This is a genomic window from Blautia sp. DFI.6.71, from assembly GCF_020593585.1.
GTDB lineage: Bacteria > Bacillota > Clostridia > Lachnospirales > Lachnospiraceae > Blautia_A > Blautia_A wexlerae.
In genome coordinates, this window is the sequence record NZ_JAJDMJ010000001.1 from 196,627 (window position 1) to 214,985 (window position 18,359).

Here is an 18,359-nt window from a genome sequence, read left to right on the forward strand (position 1 = left end):
GATGAAAGAGTATGGACGGATTGGACAGAAACGCTGGGAAGGCGTGTTCAATGAAGAGTTTCTTCCTGAGCTATCCGGAATAAGAGGCGTGAAAACGTATCGTGAGATGCTCGACAATGACGATACGATTGGAGCGATAATGTTTGCTATCAAGATGCTGATTCGCCAGGTTAAATGGCACGTTGAGCCGGGTGGCGATAGCACAAAGGATCGAGAGGCAGCAGAATTTGTAGAATCGTGTATGGACGATATGCAGAACACATGGACCGATACCATCTCGGAGGTATTATCATTTCTTGCGTATGGTTGGAGCTTCCATGAAATTGTCTACAAGCGCAGGATGGGAAAAACAAAAAACCGAAAAACATCAAGCAAATACTCAGATGGACTGATTGGATGGCAGAAGATTCCGCCCAGGGCGCAGGACACATTGTATAGATGGGAATATGACGATAAGGACAACCTAATCGGCATGACTCAACAGCCCCCGCCGGATTATGGACTGCTTACCATTCCGATTAGCAAAGCGATGTTGTTTAGAACAGAGAGTGTAAAAGACAATCCAGAAGGACGAAGCATTCTGAGAAACGCCTATCGGTCATGGTACTTCAAGCGCCGCATACAGGAAATCGAGGCAATTGGAATCGAAAGAGACCTTGCCGGACTTCCGGTGTTGCACGCACCAGACGGAGTTGATCTCTGGGATGAAAATAGTCAGGATGCAATTAACATAAATAATGCACTCGTGGGAATGGTGAAGAATATCCGCAGGAATGAGTATGAGGGACTTGTCCTTCCGTTTGGATATGAAGCTGAACTCCTGAGCACTGGCGGAACCAGACAGTTTGATACGAATGCCATTATCAACAGATATGATGCAAAGATCGCGCAGACTGTAATGGCGGATTTCATCATGCTGGGGCATGAGCAGACAGGAAGCTTTGCGCTGAGTGAAGATAAAACAGAACTGTTCGCAGTTGCTCTTGGGGCGTTCTTGGATGTCATATGCGAAACGTTCAATAATCAGGGCATTCCGTCCCTGATTGATATGAATGGCGCTCATTTTGATGCAATAACAGATTATCCACAGCTTGCACATGGCGATGTGGACAAGAGAGACATCACGAAGCTGTCTACATTCCTGAAAGACATGGTTGGAGTTGGAATCCTTATCCCAGATGAAGACCTTGAGGATTATGTAAGAGAAGTCGCCAATCTGCCGGAGAGAACGTTGTCAGATGATCCTAGAAATAAGGATGAACAGCGGGAAGCACAGAGAAGGTCGCCGGAAAAAGAAGGCAAAACATCAGAAGTTGAGCCTGAAGAAAATCAGGAAATCGAAGAAGCGAAGAAACGGTTAGGCAGGTGAACATATGCTGAAGATGCGGGCAAGGTCTCGAATGATTAAAAAAAGCGTAGAATCACAGAAGGTTCTTGAAGCCCTTGATAATTATCTTGAGAGTAACTTGGACGAGCCGATGAAATGGCTTGTAAGGTTCTGGAAAGATCAGGCGGCGGTTATGCTGTATAAGGACTTGCGGGAGATTGTAATCGGAGAAGCGGATCCACAGAGCCTGTTCGACCAATGGTTCTCTGATTATTCCGTTTTTCTTTCCTCGAAAATGACAGCATCATGGGAAAGTGCTTATTTTGCGGCGTGGAATTCAACAGCTGAATTTGTTGCTCTGGAAGAAAAGATTAGTTCAGAAATCTATGTGAGAGATTGGATTATAAATCGAACGGGTAATTTGATTACGAATGTCTGTAGTGATCAGGTGAATGCAGTTCGCTATTTGATTGCAGAAACCCAGTCATTAGGTATGGGTAGCGATGAAACTGCTCGATATATCCGGCCAACGGTTGGCTTGACGGAGAGGCAGGCAGCAGCGAATCTGAGGCATTATAACAGTGTGAAGACTCAGTTGAGAGCAGATCATCCACGCATGAAAGAAGAATCTATTGAGAGAAAGGCCAGAACAGCGGCTGCGAAGTATGCTGAACGACAACAGCGATATAGAGCTGAAACGATTGCCAGGACAGAGATTGCACAGGCATACAATGCGGGAGCAGATGCTTTCATCAGAGAAGCCATGCGGCATGATTTGATGCCGGAAATGAAGAAAGAATGGTCAACTGCTCTGGATGGGAGAGTGTGCAAAGAGTGCCAGGCTCTTGAAGGCGTACAGATTAGTATGGATGATAGTTTTGAGACACAGTCAGGAAGAAGGAATGTAACAGTATTATTGCCGCCATTGCATCCTCGGTGCAAATGTGCGGTCAAATATGTGGAGGTGACAGGTGAAAACATTTAATGAAATCATGAAGATAAGGGACGAACCGGACAACAAGCCAGAGGTAACAAAAAGAAAGTTCCAAGTAAAGAAGACAAATAATGAAAAAATGCAGGCATTCGGCTGGGCCAGTGTTGCTATTGCTGAGAATGGAGAAACTCTGGAAGACTGGCAGGGCGACATCATAGAGCCTGATGAACTTGAAAGCGCCGCTTATAAGTTCGTTGATCTCTACCGGGAAGGTGGAGAGATGCACGAAAGAGGTGGGGTTGCTTATCTGATCGAGAGTGTTGTATTTACGGAAGAGAAGATGGCGGCAATGGGAATCCCGGAAGGTACGCTCCCTGTTGGATGGTGGATAGGCTTTCAAGTAACAGATGCGGATGTTTGGGAGAAGGTAAAAGATGGAACTTATAGTATGTTCTCCATTGAAGGGAAAGCAGAAAGGGTAGAAGTAAACAATGAATAAGTATATTGGAACAAAGCTTATTGAGGCAGAAAAAGCAACTCTTTCGGAAGCACAGGCATTAAAAACAGGTGCCTGCGATACTATTGAAGAAGCAAGAGAAAGATTTGGAGGTTCAGATGATGGCAATCCGGGATATGTAGTTAAATATCCGGATGGATACATCAGTTGGTCTCCGAAAGATGTGTTCGAGAAGTCTTATATGCAGGTTCAGGAGAATCCGAAACTGATATCTGGCGTATCAATAGGAGAACACATGGTTAATGATTTTATCAGCTATATTGAAACCAGTACCGTAGGCTATAAGACAACAATGGTTCGTTGCGTGCTTCGAAATGGTTTTGAGATCATTGAAACATCTGCATGTGTAGATGCTCAGAATTATGACCAGAAGCTCGGAGAAGAAATCTGCATGAGGAAGATAAAGGATAAGATCTGGTATCTTTTAGGATTTCTGCTTCAGACAGCGTGGCATGGAATTAAATAAATGTGATCAATAGGCGTCCAAAAGGGCGCTTTTTTGATAAATAAAAGCGAAAGGAGGAAGCATTGTGGCAACAAAACTGAAAGGCCTGGAAGTGGGTAAAGTAGATTTCGTTGATGAAGGCGCAAATCAGAGAGCTGATATCAAACTGCTGAAAGGCAAGAATAAAGCAGAGGAAACATCAGACCCGGAAATCGGACTATTTAAACGATTCCTGAACTGGATCAGCGGAGAAGTGCAGAAATCAGCCACGACATTTGATGAACAGATCAACGCTGTGAGCATGGATGCAATCAGGGATGAAATCTGGTCTACTTGCTATGCACTGCAGAATTCACTGAACTCTATTCTGTGCGATGCAGAAATGGACAGTTCTGCGAAGCAGGCCGCAATGGAAACAAGCACAGAACAGTTTGCAGAAGCTATGAAAGGATATATCCCGAACTGGGCTTCTGGCACAGCGACGAATATCAGAAAGAATCTGGCTACACCAGATGAAACAGATCTTCAGATGGTTATGAAAGCACATAAGAATCTGACAGATATTATTGAAAAATCAAACGAAGATAATGAGAAAGGGGAATTGGAAGACATGCTTAAAATCAACAAGTCTAAAATGACCGCAGAAGAAAGAACTGCGTATGATGAACTTATCAAAAAATATGCAGTAGAAACAGAAGAACAGACAGAAGAACCGGTTGGAAAGAGTGCACCTAAAGCGGAGGATCCGGATATTGTAGATGATTCCGAAGTTACGAAAACTCAGAAGTCAGTAACACCGCCACCAGCAGCACCTACAACAGAGACAAGTGCAGACACCGGAGATGATATCTACAAAGGATTACATCCTGCTGTAAGAGCAAGATTAGAGGCTCTGGAAAAGAGAGCGGCAGAAGCAGAAGAAAGAGAGCTTCTTGATGTCGCAAAGAAATATGAGATTGTCGGAGAAAAGCCGGAAGAATTAGTGAAAACTCTGAAGTCTTTAAAGGATGCAGGCGGAACCGCATACAATGATATGATTAGCGTTCTGGACAGAAGCGTTGATATGGTTGAGAAGTCTGGCGTATTTAGCGAAATTGGGAAGTCCTTCTCAGGCAATCCTGTAGCATCTATTAAGAAGTCTGCAGCAGAAAGTAAGATCGATACTATTGCAAAGGGATATATGGAAAAAGACTCTGCTCTGACATATAATGCAGCTCTTGCAAAAGCGTGGGAGGATCATCCAGAACTCTTGGATGAATATGAAGCAGAAGCGGGCTATTGAGAAAGGAGTGAAGAAAGATGGGTACAAACTTTAACGGAACAATGATCAACCAGTCTGTGACTATCGCAGAAAAGGCAGGAGCTGATATTGCAGATGTCCGCAATCTTATTCTGAAATATGATGAAGATGGAAATGTAGTGATCGCCGCAAACGGAACAGCACCCCTGCTCGGCTTATCTATTATCGAAGGTGGCTACAACGATATTTCTGGTGCTGAATCAGGAAAAGTAAAGAAAGGTGATGATCTTGAAATCCAGATCAAGGACATTGGCTATGCAATTGCGTCTGCGGAAATCAAAAAAGGACAGGAAGTCACAGCCACCACAGGTGGAAAGGCAGCAGTAGCTAAAGCGGGAGAGTACGTGATTGGTGTTGCCCTCAATTCTGTGTCTGCCGGAGGATACAGCAGAATCCAGATTGCAAAATATCAGAAAGCAAAAGCGTAAAGGAGGAATGTAAACATGAGAAATACAACAGCGGGAATTAAGGCTGAAATCGCAAAAGGCGTGTTCAGACCCCACACAGCACTTACTAACATGGCACTGGCTTATTACCAGAATGCCAGCAATTATTTCGCAAAAGCTCTTTTTCCAACCTGTCCGGTAGGTCTTTCTTCTGACAATTACTACATTTTTAGCAGAGAAGATCTCCTGAGAGATAACTGGCAGAGAAAACCGGCATATGGCAAAGTTGACCCGACAACAATTGGCGAAAGCACTGACAACTATGTCTGCAAAGTAGATCAGATGATTATGGGTATCGACCAGATTCGCCAGACCGACCTTTCCAGACGTCAGGGTCCATCTATCATTCAGCCTAAACAGCAGCGCACTAGAACAATTGCAGAACAGGCTAACATCCACCAGGACCGTTTGTTTGCAGCGAGCTATTTCAAAGAAGGAGCATGGAAGAACGAACTTGAGGGTGTTGATAACACCACTCCAAGCACAAACCAGTTCATTAAGTTCAGCAATGCAAATTCTGACCCTATTGCATTTATCGACAAAGAGAAGACCGACATGAACCAGCAGACAGGTCGCATGCCGAATCGTCTTGGTCTTGGTATTAATGTATTTAATGCTCTGAAAGTACATCCGGGCATCCTCGAAAGGGTTAAATACGGTGGAAGCACCGCAAATCCGGCATCTGTAACAGAGAATGTGCTTGCGCAGTTGTTTGGAGTTGAAAAGATTGTAGTGCTTAAATCCATTATGAACAGTGCAAGCATGGGCGCAGATGAAGAAATGCAGTATATCGGAGATCCGAACGCATTTCTACTGGCTTATGCAACTAACGCACCGAGTATCGATGAACCGTCTGCAGGTTATATCTTCACATGGGATATGCTCGGCAATGGACAGATGCTTCCGATCCTGAACTATCTTGGAGAGAATGGCACACATACTGAGTACATTGAAGGTCTTATGGCGACAGATATGAAGAAGACATCTGACGATCTTGCAAGATTTTATAAAGCTGCAGTTTAAGGAGGAACCTATGAAACTTGTTGCAAACAAGCCATGCAATCTGAATGGAAAGAAATATTTCATCGGTGAAGAAGTCCCGGTTGAAGAAGTGGTTGATTACGCCAGTTTAGTAAAGATGGGGCTGTTATCAGTGATTCATGACGCTGTTCCGGAGGATAATCTTGAAGAATGTGTTGCTATGGTAGGAGAGGTAAGCTTTTCTATTCCAATTGTCAAAGGTCACGAGACGATTGATTTGGACGTTACAGAGCCTCAGATGCAGGATGCAGTAAAAACTATGCAGATGAGTGCAGATGCTGCTGTAGCTCATATTAGAGGGAATATTGAGGACGATACAACGCTTATTATCATCAATGCTCTTGACTCCAGAGCAACCGTAAAAAAAGCAGCAGAGTCAAAAGCCAAAAATCTCATTGAACAGGAAGAAAGTAAAGGTGATGCCTGATGGCAGGAACTTATACATATGAACCTGCCATGATCACATCGTATGGGAAAGATCGAATGAGGTTTGAACTTGGAGATGTGATGGTAGATGGAAAAGAGAGAACTTGTGCATTGTCAGACGAGGAATACATCGTTTTGTGTGATGATGTTCAGTCTGCGAAAGATTGGAAACGGGCAAAATTAAAGTGCCTTGAAAGTATATTTCGCAGGTTTTCTTTTGAACCTGATACAACAGTTGGCCCTACCTCATTCAAATTTGGTGATAGGGCTAAATTGTGGCAGGAAGAATATGAGAAGCTGAAGAAAGACCTGAAACTTGCTTCTGTATCCCCATCGGCTATTCTGATGAATGCCGGAGATACAAGCAAACAGCCAGTGCCATATTTCTACAACGGAATGATGAGCCATGAAGAAAGTGATGGTGTAGATATATGATTAGTCCATTTGGCTTGATGTATCTAAGACCGGGAAATTTATGGACAGATTTTGTGGTAAGACGAAAGAGCATTCGCAACATACTCGGACATCCTGTGTCAGATTTTGAAGCGAAAGGCGAGATATCAGGAATACTTGCTGAAGCATCTACACATGAATCTGACCGAATGAAACACAGGTGGGATCAGGAACAGCATTCCTTAACCCACACTCTTGTTATCCGAGATTCTGCAAATGTAAAGCAGGGAGACTATCTAACTACCGCAGGAAGAACCTTCCTCGTTCTCTTGTGTGAGGATCCCGGAAACCTTGGAGCAACTGGCTTAATATATCTTGAAGAAAGGAATGATCTGAAATGACGCCTGCCGAAGCAGCAGAAGCAGTAAAAGTTCAAGTTCAAACAGACAAGGAACGGATAGAGCAGCAGGTGATCGCAAGATATCCAAGGGCTTCAAATGCCCTTAGAAATGCTGCATTATCTGTACTGGCAAATCCAAGCCCGTCAGCTCCGGGCAGTCCACCGGGTGTTCGGAGCGGACATTTAAAAAATAACTGGCATATGAGCGGCGGTGCGGTATGCATTACTTCAGGTATGGGATATGCTGGCTATCTGGAACATGGTACCAGAAAGATGGCGGCCCGTCCTTTTGTTGACAAAATACAGCAGACGGCATTACCGAATGTTATGGCTATATTTGCAGAAATCGGAGGTTGATATGCTTATTGATCACATTGAACGAGCAGAATTTAATGCGGAGGAAATGCGAAGAGGAACTCTCGTCTTTGCAAAACATAAAACATGGAAAGAGGGAATCTCAGGTATTGTTTATCGCGCTTCTGCGGAACAGATTACAGTAATGTATCCGAATTCTCTGACAAATACCCAAAATCATTTTTTTATACCAGTTTCAGAAGTTTATAAAAATGAGTGGGAAATAAGATATTCGGGCGATGGTCTTCGTACTGTTCAGGAATACAAGGAGGCTGCGGATGAATCTTAGCGAACTGATTTTTAAACGTCTCTCTGCAGACGAAAATTTGCAGACAATGCTTGCTACATATGCCGGAGCACCTGCAATATTTGATTCTGAGTTTCCGGCAGACCAGCAGGAAGGATGGGAAGGAGCCACGCAGTATCCGAGGATATGCTACCGTATCGATATGCAGGTCAATCAGGAACGATCATCGGCGGGAACCTTATATGTTGCAATGTATACGGATAAAACCAGTACGATAATTGAAGATATTGAAACAGCTGTGAAGCACTGTCTTCAGGACGTCCTGATGAAGCCGGCAGGAGAAGCACCGTTTTGCGTGGCGTGGGCGCGCACAGAATCGTATGCGATTGAGGGAAAAGAGGTGTGGTGCAAAGAAATGGCATTTGACATCCTCGAATACCCCGAACAGTTCAGCACGGATCCTGATCCGGTTCTTGCGGTAGCTGCGTATATCAAAAAGATATTTCCAGAGACAACAGTGCTTGGCATAGACAATGTTGGAGATTTTGTCGAAACATCAAGAACTCCCGTGTTCTATTGCAGATTGGCAAATATACAGCATACGACAGGGCATTGTATGAATACGATTTCATGGTTTGTAGGGAAGATTGCTGTACATTTGATTTATCCGGGAGCTGGCACAAGGTTAAAGACACTTGCATCTATCAATCAGAAGGTAGCCATAGATGAGGAGATAATCATGCTGGATGACTCCCCTATGACTATTCAGGGATTAGAACTGAATAATAAGTCAGATTACCTCAGAGAGGGACAGCTGACTATAACTGGTAAATATGGATGTCTCAGATGCAGTGTGAAAAAACATAATATTGCAAGAATAGGCATGGAATTCACAAATTGAAAGGAGAAGCAATGGCAGAAACAAAGAAAACAAATGCTCCGGAAGAAACAAAAGAAGTTCTTCCGGCAGAGAAAGAAACGGAATATGGGGTAGATGAGCTGATTGCCGCACGCGATCAGCTTTTTTCTTGCCCTGATTGCGCGATGGTGGCACTGAAACTGTCAAAAAAGAAAAGCATGACTGTTTCAGAAGCCGAGAAGCTTGTCGAAGAATTTATGAAGAAGGAGGTCAAATAATGGCGGAATATTTCCAGATTCCTGAAGTAGGTACAAAAGTTCGACCAGGAAGTTATTTCAACGTAGATAAGAATGGTGACGATGATTCTTTCGGGGCAATTGACGGAGTTGTTGTAGCTGTGTTTAAAGCAACGTTTGGACCAGTAGATAAAGTAACAGTCTTAGAGAGAGGAGACGATTACACAACAATCTACGGAGATGGATTAACGACTGACCTGATTCGTGAAGTTCTGTATGGTGGTGCAAAGAAAGTTATTTGCTGTCGCCTTAATGGAACGGGCGGAGCTGTGGCGAGCGTAAGTCTTACAGCTGCAACTGGAAAAGTTAAGATCACAGCAAAACATCCAGGAGAGATGCCATTTTCTGTAACTATTAGAAACCGCTTAACTGACAAAGACAGGAAAGAATGCATTATCTATACAGGAACTACTGAATTTGAAAAAGTATATTTTTCAGCAGGCGATAATGAAGCTGCAAGTCTTGTAAGTGCTTTTGCAAATTCAAAGAATTTCACGGCTAATCTTGAAGAATCTGCAAAAGGAATCATGACTAATGTGAATCAGACAGCGTTTACGGGAGGAAAGAATCCTACAGTAGCAACTGCCAATTATTCAGCTGCTTTTTCACAGGCAGAAAAATATTTCTTCAATACAATTTGTGTTGATACAGAAGATACAGCAGTACATGCGCTGTTACAGGCATTTCTGGACAGAATTTATGAAACCAGTCAATTTGGGATTGGAGTTGTTGCAGAGAAAGATAACAAAGATTTAGACGAAAGAATGAATGCGGCAGCAGGATTTGATGGTGAGAATATAGTTTATGTTCTCAATCCAAAAGTCTTTATCAATGAGGGAACTCTGGATGGATATCAGACTGCCGGCTTGATTGCTGGACTTATTGCAGCAACTCCTGCAAATCAGGCAGTGACTCATATGGTGATTACTCGATATGTAGATCTTGCAGAACCGCTTACAAATACTCAGATTATAAAAGCGGAACTGAAGGGATGCTTGGTTCTTAGTAAGTCTACAGAAGATGAGGTATGGATTGATGCTGGAATCAATACACTGATCAATCTTCCAGATAACAAAGATAAAGGTTGGAAGAAAATCCGCCGTGTAAGAACAAGATATGAGTTATTGTACAGAGCAAATGCCCAGTCCGACGCTTTAGTTGGAAAAGTCGATCCTGATAAAAATGGAAAAGCCACTATTATTGGAAAAATTCAGGGAATTATCAATGCCATGATCAAAGAAAAAAAATTAACAGCAGGAACAGTAACTGAGAGCACGACTTATATTGCAGACGCAGATAACTGTTATTTTGACCTTGATATCATTGATAAGGATTCTGCGGAACATATTTACTCATTCTATAAGTTTAGATTCAGTACCAATGCAGAGTAAAGGAGGAAAGGTGAATGTTAAATACAAGTGCTGCAACAGACGCGAGACATAGTCGTTCAGGTAAAGATGCCATGCTTTACAATGCAGATGGGGTTCCGTTTGCGCAGGTAAGCAGTTTTCAGTCGAAAACATCTTTTAATAATACCAAATATCAGCCATTAGGACAGAACAGAGAACTGGAAACAAACAATACTATTGGAGTCACGATTACAATTTCGGAGATCGTTGTTCTGGATGGCGAATTATTCAACAATGTTGTTAGTGCGGTAAATAAAGGAGAAAGCCCGGTTATGACTTTAGATGGAGTTATTGAAGGGCGTAATGGCTCCCAGGAACGCATTACATATCGTGAATGTATCTTTAGCGGTGACCAGGATCTGCAGAATGTAAGTACAGGAGATACATTATCAAGATCTTATAATCTGCACTGCAACGGGGAAGTAGAACCCCGTTCATCACTGACAATTTGATATCTGGTCAACACAAGGGTGGCTAAAACTGGCCACCCTTATTTTTATAAACGGAGGAAAATAATACATGGCAAGAACTGCAAATATCGAAAATGAAGAACCAAGAACAACTGAAATTGATATGACAGAGGCGGAAGCCGAGGAAGCATTAAAGGAAGATATGAGAGCTAATGAAATGGATTATCTGAATGGTATTTTAGAGGCAGCAGATGATGTGGATGAAGAAACGAAGGAAATTAAAATCATTCGTTCCGGAAAATTGTATTTTGCTTTTTCTGTCCATGCATTATCAGATGATGATATGTATGAGATCAGGAAAAAGTACACCAAATACGCAAAAAACAAGAGAACTGGAATGAAAGTAACGGATGGAATGGATAATGCAAAATTCCGCAGTTCCCTCATCTACAATGCAACTGTAGCAGAAGATCAGGAAAAATTATGGAACAATAAAAATATTCAGGAAGCACTTAGAAAGAAAGGAAAGAAGATTATCAATGCACTTGACGTGATCGAAGCAGCTCTTCTTCCGGGAGAGAAAGAGAAAGTTCTTACTACACTTGATGAACTCTGCGGATATAACACAGAAGAAGATAAAGTTAATACAGCAAAAAACTTATAAGGTCCGGTTATAAATCAGCCCTGTTGCACTGGATATTCCAGAGACAGGGGATTAGACCGGATGAAGTGATGGCTTTGCCCTCTGGGGTCAGAGCCTTTCTTTTTGCCTCTACGGAGGTATGGATTGAAGAGAATATCAAGAAAAATGAAAAGAGGTGAGATGCTTGGCAGAAACGATAAGGATAGAGATTCCTGTTGATGTGGTCGATAATACCGGTTCCGGAACGTCGAGTGTGACCAGGAATCTCACTGCAATGGAAAGAGCGTTCGAGAGAGCGGATAGGGCGGCACAACGATTCCAGCGTAGATCAGGCGTAGCGGCTGAGATAGAAATAGGAGCAGACGACAATGCAACCCCGGTTCTTTCAGCTGTTGAAAATGCTACGGAGCAGATAGACGGAGAGACGGCACAAGTTGAAGTTGCGGCAGATGATTCTGCTACGCAGACGGTCAATGCTGCTTCGGATGCTGTAGAAAATTTTGACGGTACTTCCGGAGATGCAGAAATAGGAGCAGACGATAGCGCCACCCCGGTAGTATCCGCCGCTTCTGATGCGGTGGAGAATTTCGATGGAATGAGTGGGGATGCTGAGATTGGAGCATCTGATGAAGCTACGCCGGTTATCCGGGCCGCACAGGATGCAGCGGAATCATGGGGAGGAAGCGTGTTTAATGCTACTATTGGTGTCATAGATGCGGCAACCGCTCCTATTTCTGCGCTTGCAAGTGCAGCAAAAAATCCGGTTGTGCAAGGGGCATCGTTGATCGGTGCCAGTTTCGGTGTGGCAGAATCGGTTAATTCCTTCCAGGACTTCGAGTCTATGATGTCACAGGTAAAAGCTATATCCGGCGCAACAGGACAGGAGTTTGATGATCTGACCGCAAAAGCACAGGAGATGGGCGCAACGACCAAGTTTACGGCTACAGAATCAGCTGAGGCGTTTAATTACATGGCTATGGCAGGATGGAAGCCACAACAGATGATTGATGGTATATCCGGTATTATGAGTCTTGCAGCAGCATCTGGCGAAGACCTTGGTACGACTTCCGATATTGTGACAGATGCGCTGACAGCTTTCGGATTACAGGCGGGTGATGCAGGGCATTTTGCTGATGTTCTTGCTCAGGCGAGTGCCAATGCCAACACAAATGTGTCAATGCTTGGAGAATCGTTTAAATATGTCGCTCCTGTTGCTGGCGCTATGAATTACAGCGTTGAAGATACATCTCTTGCGCTTGGTTTAATGGCAAATGCAAGTATTAAAGGTAGCATGGCCGGTACCGCACTTAAAACATCTTTGGCAAATATGGCGGCACCTACAGACAGCATGGCAGCAGCTATGGATAAATACGGAATCAGCCTTACAGATTCTGAGGGAAACATGAAATCCCTTCGAGGAGTAATAGATAATCTTCGAGGAAGCTTGGGTGGACTTTCTGAGACTGAGCAGACAGCAGCAGCTTCAACCATTTTTGGAAAAGAGGCCATGGCCGGCATGTTAGCAATCATCAACGCCAGTGAAGAGGATTACAACAAGCTGAGCACAGCAATTGGCAATTCAAAAGATGCGGCAGAGGGAATGGCTGACACGATGCTGGACAACCTTAAAGGCTCCTTTACATTAATGCAGAGTGCTATCGAAGGTACGGAGAATGCCTTTGGAAAACGGTTGTCTCCGTATTTAAGAGGAATTGCAGGTGGAATTACCGATATGATGCCTGAGATAACGGATGGAATCAATGCGGTTATGGATGTGGCAGATGATAAGATTGCAGGCGTAAAACGCAAGATCACTGACATGACCGGTTCTGATGAATGGAAGAATGCGGATCTGTTTGGAAAGATAGACATAGCATGGGATTCAATAATCGCAAAGCCGTTCGGGAATTGGGTTTCTGGAGATGGCGCGCAATTAATATCAAGCGGGCTTGGCACATTATTTTCGAGTGCAGCGGCTATTCTTCCTGGCGGTGAAAAAGCGGGATTAACATCTTGGTTAAGTGCAGGGATTCTTGCAAAAGGAGCAGCTACGGTTGCTCAAAAAGGGAAAAACATAGTGGAAACCTTGTCTCCTATCGGAGATGCTATTGGCAGCATCACAGAGGCAGCTGGAAATGCAAACGATGTGATGGACTTTGCAGGCAATCTGAGTTCTATGATTCCTGTAGGAGCGAAAGTTGGACTTGCGGCAGCGGGAATTACAGCTGCGATCATCGGCATTAAGCTTGCGATCGACAAGTACAATGAGACACAGCTGGAAAATAGTCTTGAAGATCATTTCGGAAAGATTAAATTATCTGCAGACGAAGTCAAAGATGCGGCGGCAGGAATACTGAATCAGAAGTACCTTACCAATGTCGAATTGGCATTAAATGAAGTACAGAATGCCGACAATCTACGAGCTGAAGCGCAGAAAGCTTTGGAATCAAATGATGTTCTTGAATTCAAGAGCAGAGTTGGAATCACTTTGACAGCTGATGAACAGCAGGAATATACGGATAATATTAATACTTTTGTTGAAAGTAAGATATCTGAACTGGAGAGTCGTACATTTGCGGCTCACATTCATGTCCAGACATATCTCGGAGGGACAGAAGATGGACAGACATTAGCCCAGAACATCAAGGAATGGGCTAGAGCGGACAATTTAGAGCTATCCGATTTATCCAGTCAGTTGTCACAAAAGGTCTCAGAAGCCCTGAAAGACGGCATCATTGATGTGAATGAAGAAGAAGCTATTAGTGCATTGCAGGAGAAGATGAATAACATTACTGCCCGCTGGAAAGAAGCCGAAGCACAAGCGCAGTGGGACTGGATTAAACAGGAATACGGACATATGAGCGCTGCTGACCTGGAAAGCGGTTCGTTTACAGACTTGATGGATGAAATGCGAAGCCAGCGCGAGACTGCAATGGAAAGCATTAAAGCAGATACGACTCAGTGGTATTCGGAATTGGAGGCAATGAAGGACTATGGAAGAATTACTCCTGAACAGTATGAGAGCTACAAAGAACAGACTGGGTGGTATGTAAGAGGACAGCAAGGCTCCGAATTAGCCAAGAGTCTTGAACTTGGAAGTAATACCCTGAATGATACATATGGCGAGAAGATTACTGGAAACATCCAGACGCTTACAGAAACTGCACAGAATGCTTTGAAGAGTGCGGAAACCAGCTTACAAAGCGGAGCTTATGGTACGATTGCAAGCACCTTTGATAATATGTTTACGTCTATGGATAATGGAAAAGGCTTCCTGGGAATTGGTGCAAATGCCGATCAGAGAGCACTAAACGAATTGTATCAGTCGATGGCTCCGGATGTTAGTCAGATGGGAAGCCTGATTGACCAGTACAGAGAAGCAGGACAGGCAGTGCCACAAAGCCTTATGGATGGGTACAAGGAAGCAATCGAAGTTGGTGCGGCAGCAGGTGACGTTGATGCGGCTTGGCAGAATTACGCAAACCAGATTCTCGAATCTGGAAGCGAAGAAATGAAGAGTGTTTTGACGGATCCGAATAATCCGATGTACGAAAGCGTACGAGAGCAGTTGCCTGATGAGCTTAGAACTGCAATTGACAGGGCTACAGCAGAAACGACTGACAATGAAATTACACTTGAAGGTCTGAAAGCTTCTGTCGATGGTGACGTAGACATAGATAAGGATGCATGGGTATCAGCGCTGAATGAAAAACTGGGAGATCTTGCAACTACTGAAGAGGTTACTGCTGACAGCATAAAGATTAAAGTTGAGCAGGGGGATTGCCTTTGGGAAATTGGCAATGCTCTTGGAATTGACTGGCAGACTATTGCGGAACAGAATGGCATCGAAAGCCCATACGTTATTCATCCAGATCAGGAACTCACCATCTCCATGGACACAATAACTGCTGAAATGGACGGAGATAAGGCGCAGGCTGCTATCGAGCAGGCAATGTCGGCTCTGGATGCTGAAGGGGCTGAAATGTCCGTTACAGCAGAAGGAGTGAAAGTTGATCTGGCAAATGTTGAAGTGGATTCCGATGTAGCAGCAGCTCAAATTGAAGCGGCTCTTGGTATGGAATCCGGGACACTTGCAGCCAACAGCATTGAAGTACAGGCAGGAGCAACCGTAACAATTCCGCAGGAACTGGTACAGGTTGATACTTCTGGTATACAGAGCGCAACCGCAGAACAGACCGAAACGGAACCGGTTGAGACAGATACAACTGCAAACGTTAATATCACTGATGCGACCACAGATGCGTCCGGAGCAAAAGAGCAGGCACAGTCAGAGGTAGAATCTACATTCTCTGAATCTATGCCGACAGACGGACACACTGACGTAACACTCGATCAAACAAATAATGCCGCTGAAGTATATTCTGAAGTTGCAGGAGAAGTACAGTCTACATTTTCAAATCCGATTCCTGCGTCTTGTACAGTTAATGTAACTCTTGACTGGCATATCACGAAACCTAGCGCCGGAATAACAACATCTGGAAGCGGTTCTTCTGTAAAGGCATCTATTGCAGGCAATGCGGAGGGAAGCATCGTTACCGGACCGTTATTATCCTGGGTAGGCGAAGATGGTCCAGAAGCCATTATTCCTCTTGGCTCAAAACGCCGAGACAGAGGCATGGACTTGTGGTTACAGGCTGGACGGGCATTGGGTGTCAAAGAGTATGCAGACGGCGGCATGATTGGAGATGTCCCACTGTCAGGAGGTTCCTCAGACTCATCTTCCGGAAGTTCTGGTAACAATGGCGATAAAGGACAAATCGTTGTCAATATGAATCCTGTCTTCAACATTAACGGAGAGGGCGGCAATGACACAGTAAATTCAATCAAAGAGAAACTGAAAGAGTTAATTAACGAAATGTCCGGAGAACTGGCATCAAGATTACTCGAATCATACGCAAATATGCCGACGTAGAAAGGGGAGAGGGCATGGAGATATATTTAAAAGAGGCGGCAAATAAGCAATCTTGTCTTCGCTTTCCTTCTCTCCCAGACAAGGAGATTACTGTTAAGGGAAATTCAAAATACCAGAAGTACGATCTGATAAAAAAAGGAACCTTTGCATTTCCGGCTGGTCCGGATATCAGATCATATGAATGGGATGGATACCTCTGGGGAAGAGCCAGAAAAAAGATGTCCACCATACATACGAAGTGGCTGGATCCGAAATCTGTTATAAAGAAGCTGGAAAACTGGCGAGATAAGGGAACGGTTCTGAACCTTATCATTTCTGCCGGCGGCGGCATCAATGTTGATGTGACGATTAATAGCTTTGAATATAAGAAATTTGGCGGGAAAGGAGATTACTTTTATAGCATTTCCTTTTATCGTTATCGTCCGCTTAAAATCCAGACCACAAAGGACCTTGGCATTGATAAGAAGAAAAAGAAGACGACAGCCCGAACGAACCTGAAAAAGAGTTCAACAGATAAGAAAAAACAGACATACACCATTAAAACTGGTGACTGCCTGTGGAATATCGCAAAGAAATTTTACGGATCAGGAGCAGATTGGAAAAAGATTTATGATGCAAATAAGACAGCGATAGAAAAGGCTGCGAAAAAATACGGGCATAAGGATAGCAACCAAGGGGACTGGATATTCCCTGGCACTATCCTTACGATACCGTAAAGGAGGCATTATATGATTGATCCGCTGAAATATTCTTATTATTTAGTCCTCGTGACTGAAAAAAAGAAAAAATATGACATCACCAATTTTGTCGAAGATTTGGGATGGGAAGAGCTGGAAAACGAACTTGCAGCCAGATTGTCGTGCACTGTAAAGAATGATAAGACCACAAAAGGCAGGATTTCCAGTTTGTCTAAACCGGGATGTTATTTGTACTTGTATTATCGGTACAAGACTGGAACTGCACAGGAAGCTATGCGTGGCCGGATTGTAGAATGGAATCCATCTGCAAAGTCAAGCAGTCAACCATTAAAGCTGAAGGCCTATGATAACCTGTATGATTTGCAGGAGTCGGAAGACTGTGTATATTATTCTTCCGGAGCAAGAACCAAGCAGGTTATACAGGATTATTTCAAGAAATGGGGTATACCAATTGGTAAATATACCGGACCTGATGTGGTCCACGGAGTTATTAAGGAAGACAAGAAGAAACTCGGCACAATGGTCAAAGATATTCTGGATGAAGCGAAGAAAAAGGGTGGGGGCTATTCTGCAATCCGTTCTGTCAAGGGCAAAGCCCAGATTCTGGCAATTGGCAGCAACAAGAACATTTATCATTTTGCCGAAACAGAAAATCTGATAAGTGTTTCTCATAAGATCAGCACTTCGGGAATGGTTACGCGAGTAAAGATTCTCGGAGAAGCAGACGATGATAAGCGCAGACCTGTAGAAGCAACGGTCGATGGTCAGACAAAGTACGGCATTCGCCAGAAAATACTTACAAGAGGCAAGGATGATAGCTTAGATGAAGCAAAAAAAGAGGCAAAGGAAGTCCTTGATGATGATGGAAAGCCGAAAGAGGAAATCAAGGTAGTTACTATCGACATTCCTATCATCCGAAAAGGAGATATTATCCATCTTAAAATGTCAACTGGATCAGGGTATTACTGGGTAAAGGCAATTACTCATGATTGCGACAAGATGGAAATGACTATGACTTTAAAGAAAACTAAGCTGAAATCTTCGTCTTCGAAAAAGGATAACAAGAAAAAGGATGGAGATTACAGCATCGGAGATACAGTCAACTTCCATGGCGGCTATCATTATGTTTCTTCGGATGCAACGTCAGGATATAAGGTAAGCGCCGGAAAGGCGACAATAACACACAGTAATCCGGGCAGTGCTCATCCATGGTGCTTGGAAAATGTTAACTGGGCTGAGACCCATGTATGCGGCTGGGTAGACGAAGGCTCGTTTGATTAG

Annotated in this window: 20 protein-coding genes; all 20 read left to right on the forward strand. The window is 43.7% G+C overall.

Annotated elements, in window-relative coordinates:
* Position 1: 1 nt before the first annotated feature.
* The 20 genes from LJE12_RS01040 to LJE12_RS01135 all read left to right on the forward strand — a co-directional run bounded on the left by LJE12_RS01040 (position 2) and on the right by LJE12_RS01135 (position 18,359).
* Positions 2 to 1,369 carry a phage portal protein family protein gene (locus LJE12_RS01040; RefSeq protein WP_227226234.1) on the forward strand — a complete coding sequence of 456 codons (1,368 nt, stop codon included), beginning with the start codon at positions 2 to 4 and terminating at the stop codon, positions 1,367 to 1,369.
* A gap of 31 nt (positions 1,370 to 1,400) precedes the next feature.
* Positions 1,401 to 2,312 carry a phage minor head protein gene (locus LJE12_RS01045; protein ID WP_227226236.1) on the forward strand — a complete coding sequence of 304 codons (912 nt, stop codon included), beginning with the start codon at positions 1,401 to 1,403 and terminating at the stop codon, positions 2,310 to 2,312.
* Positions 2,299 to 2,760 carry an XkdF-like putative serine protease domain-containing protein gene (locus tag LJE12_RS01050; protein ID WP_117628324.1) on the forward strand — a complete coding sequence of 154 codons (462 nt, stop codon included), beginning with the start codon at positions 2,299 to 2,301 and terminating at the stop codon, positions 2,758 to 2,760. Before LJE12_RS01045 ends, LJE12_RS01050 begins: the two co-directional genes overlap by 14 nt.
* Entirely contained in the window at positions 2,753 to 3,244 is a 492-nt protein-coding gene (locus LJE12_RS01055; RefSeq protein ID WP_227226238.1) for a Gp49 family protein, read from the forward strand. Before LJE12_RS01050 ends, LJE12_RS01055 begins: the two co-directional genes overlap by 8 nt.
* A gap of 64 nt (positions 3,245 to 3,308) precedes the next feature.
* Complete coding sequence (locus tag LJE12_RS01060; RefSeq protein WP_227226240.1) at positions 3,309 to 4,505, forward strand: hypothetical protein; 1,197 nt, start codon at positions 3,309 to 3,311, stop codon at positions 4,503 to 4,505.
* 17 nt (positions 4,506 to 4,522) lie between these two features.
* Positions 4,523 to 4,951, forward strand: coding sequence for a hypothetical protein (locus LJE12_RS01065; protein WP_008704610.1), 429 nt, complete (start codon positions 4,523 to 4,525; stop codon positions 4,949 to 4,951).
* Positions 4,952 to 4,966: 15 nt separating this feature from the next.
* The gene (locus LJE12_RS01070) at positions 4,967 to 5,992 is read left to right on the forward strand and encodes a hypothetical protein (RefSeq protein WP_195277615.1); all 1,026 of its coding nucleotides are present in this window, start codon (positions 4,967 to 4,969) and stop codon (positions 5,990 to 5,992) included.
* A 10-nt stretch (positions 5,993 to 6,002) separates the two neighbouring features.
* Positions 6,003 to 6,437: a hypothetical protein gene (locus LJE12_RS01075; protein WP_055149996.1), complete on the forward strand. Its 435-nt coding sequence runs from the start codon at positions 6,003 to 6,005 to the stop codon at positions 6,435 to 6,437.
* Positions 6,437 to 6,871 (forward strand): hypothetical protein, encoded by a 435-nt coding sequence (locus LJE12_RS01080; RefSeq protein ID WP_055149999.1) that lies wholly within the window; start codon positions 6,437 to 6,439, stop codon positions 6,869 to 6,871. The genes LJE12_RS01075 and LJE12_RS01080 overlap by 1 nt, the downstream gene beginning before the upstream one ends.
* 95 nt (positions 6,872 to 6,966) lie before the next feature.
* A complete protein-coding gene (locus LJE12_RS01085; protein ID WP_227226242.1) occupies positions 6,967 to 7,230 on the forward strand; it encodes a hypothetical protein in 264 nt (87 codons plus the stop codon).
* Positions 7,227 to 7,586, forward strand: coding sequence for a hypothetical protein (locus LJE12_RS01090; RefSeq protein WP_195277613.1), 360 nt, complete (start codon positions 7,227 to 7,229; stop codon positions 7,584 to 7,586). The genes LJE12_RS01085 and LJE12_RS01090 overlap by 4 nt, the downstream gene beginning before the upstream one ends.
* A gap of 1 nt (position 7,587) precedes the next feature.
* A complete protein-coding gene (locus LJE12_RS01095) occupies positions 7,588 to 7,872 on the forward strand; it encodes a DUF5026 domain-containing protein (protein ID WP_055150008.1) in 285 nt (94 codons plus the stop codon).
* Positions 7,862 to 8,731: a hypothetical protein gene (locus LJE12_RS01100; protein ID WP_055150011.1), complete on the forward strand. Its 870-nt coding sequence runs from the start codon at positions 7,862 to 7,864 to the stop codon at positions 8,729 to 8,731. The genes LJE12_RS01095 and LJE12_RS01100 overlap by 11 nt, the downstream gene beginning before the upstream one ends.
* Positions 8,732 to 8,742: 11 nt before the next feature.
* Positions 8,743 to 8,967: a hypothetical protein gene (locus LJE12_RS01105; protein WP_055150014.1), complete on the forward strand. Its 225-nt coding sequence runs from the start codon at positions 8,743 to 8,745 to the stop codon at positions 8,965 to 8,967.
* Positions 8,967 to 10,376 (forward strand): phage tail sheath subtilisin-like domain-containing protein, encoded by a 1,410-nt coding sequence (locus LJE12_RS01110; RefSeq protein WP_055200092.1) that lies wholly within the window; start codon positions 8,967 to 8,969, stop codon positions 10,374 to 10,376. The genes LJE12_RS01105 and LJE12_RS01110 overlap by 1 nt, the downstream gene beginning before the upstream one ends.
* A gap of 14 nt (positions 10,377 to 10,390) precedes the next feature.
* Positions 10,391 to 10,846 carry a hypothetical protein gene (locus LJE12_RS01115; protein ID WP_055150020.1) on the forward strand — a complete coding sequence of 152 codons (456 nt, stop codon included), beginning with the start codon at positions 10,391 to 10,393 and terminating at the stop codon, positions 10,844 to 10,846.
* A gap of 67 nt (positions 10,847 to 10,913) precedes the next feature.
* Positions 10,914 to 11,468: a phage tail assembly chaperone gene (locus tag LJE12_RS01120; protein ID WP_227226245.1), complete on the forward strand. Its 555-nt coding sequence runs from the start codon at positions 10,914 to 10,916 to the stop codon at positions 11,466 to 11,468.
* Between the two features lie 154 nt (positions 11,469 to 11,622).
* Positions 11,623 to 16,380 carry a phage tail tape measure protein gene (locus LJE12_RS01125; RefSeq protein ID WP_420314556.1) on the forward strand — a complete coding sequence of 1,586 codons (4,758 nt, stop codon included), beginning with the start codon at positions 11,623 to 11,625 and terminating at the stop codon, positions 16,378 to 16,380.
* A 14-nt stretch (positions 16,381 to 16,394) separates the two neighbouring features.
* On the forward strand, positions 16,395 to 17,096 hold the full coding sequence (locus LJE12_RS01130; RefSeq protein ID WP_008704594.1) for a LysM peptidoglycan-binding domain-containing protein: 702 nt from the start codon (positions 16,395 to 16,397) through the stop codon (positions 17,094 to 17,096).
* A 12-nt stretch (positions 17,097 to 17,108) separates the two neighbouring features.
* Entirely contained in the window at positions 17,109 to 18,359 is a 1,251-nt protein-coding gene (locus tag LJE12_RS01135) for an XkdQ/YqbQ family protein (RefSeq protein ID WP_020993776.1), read from the forward strand.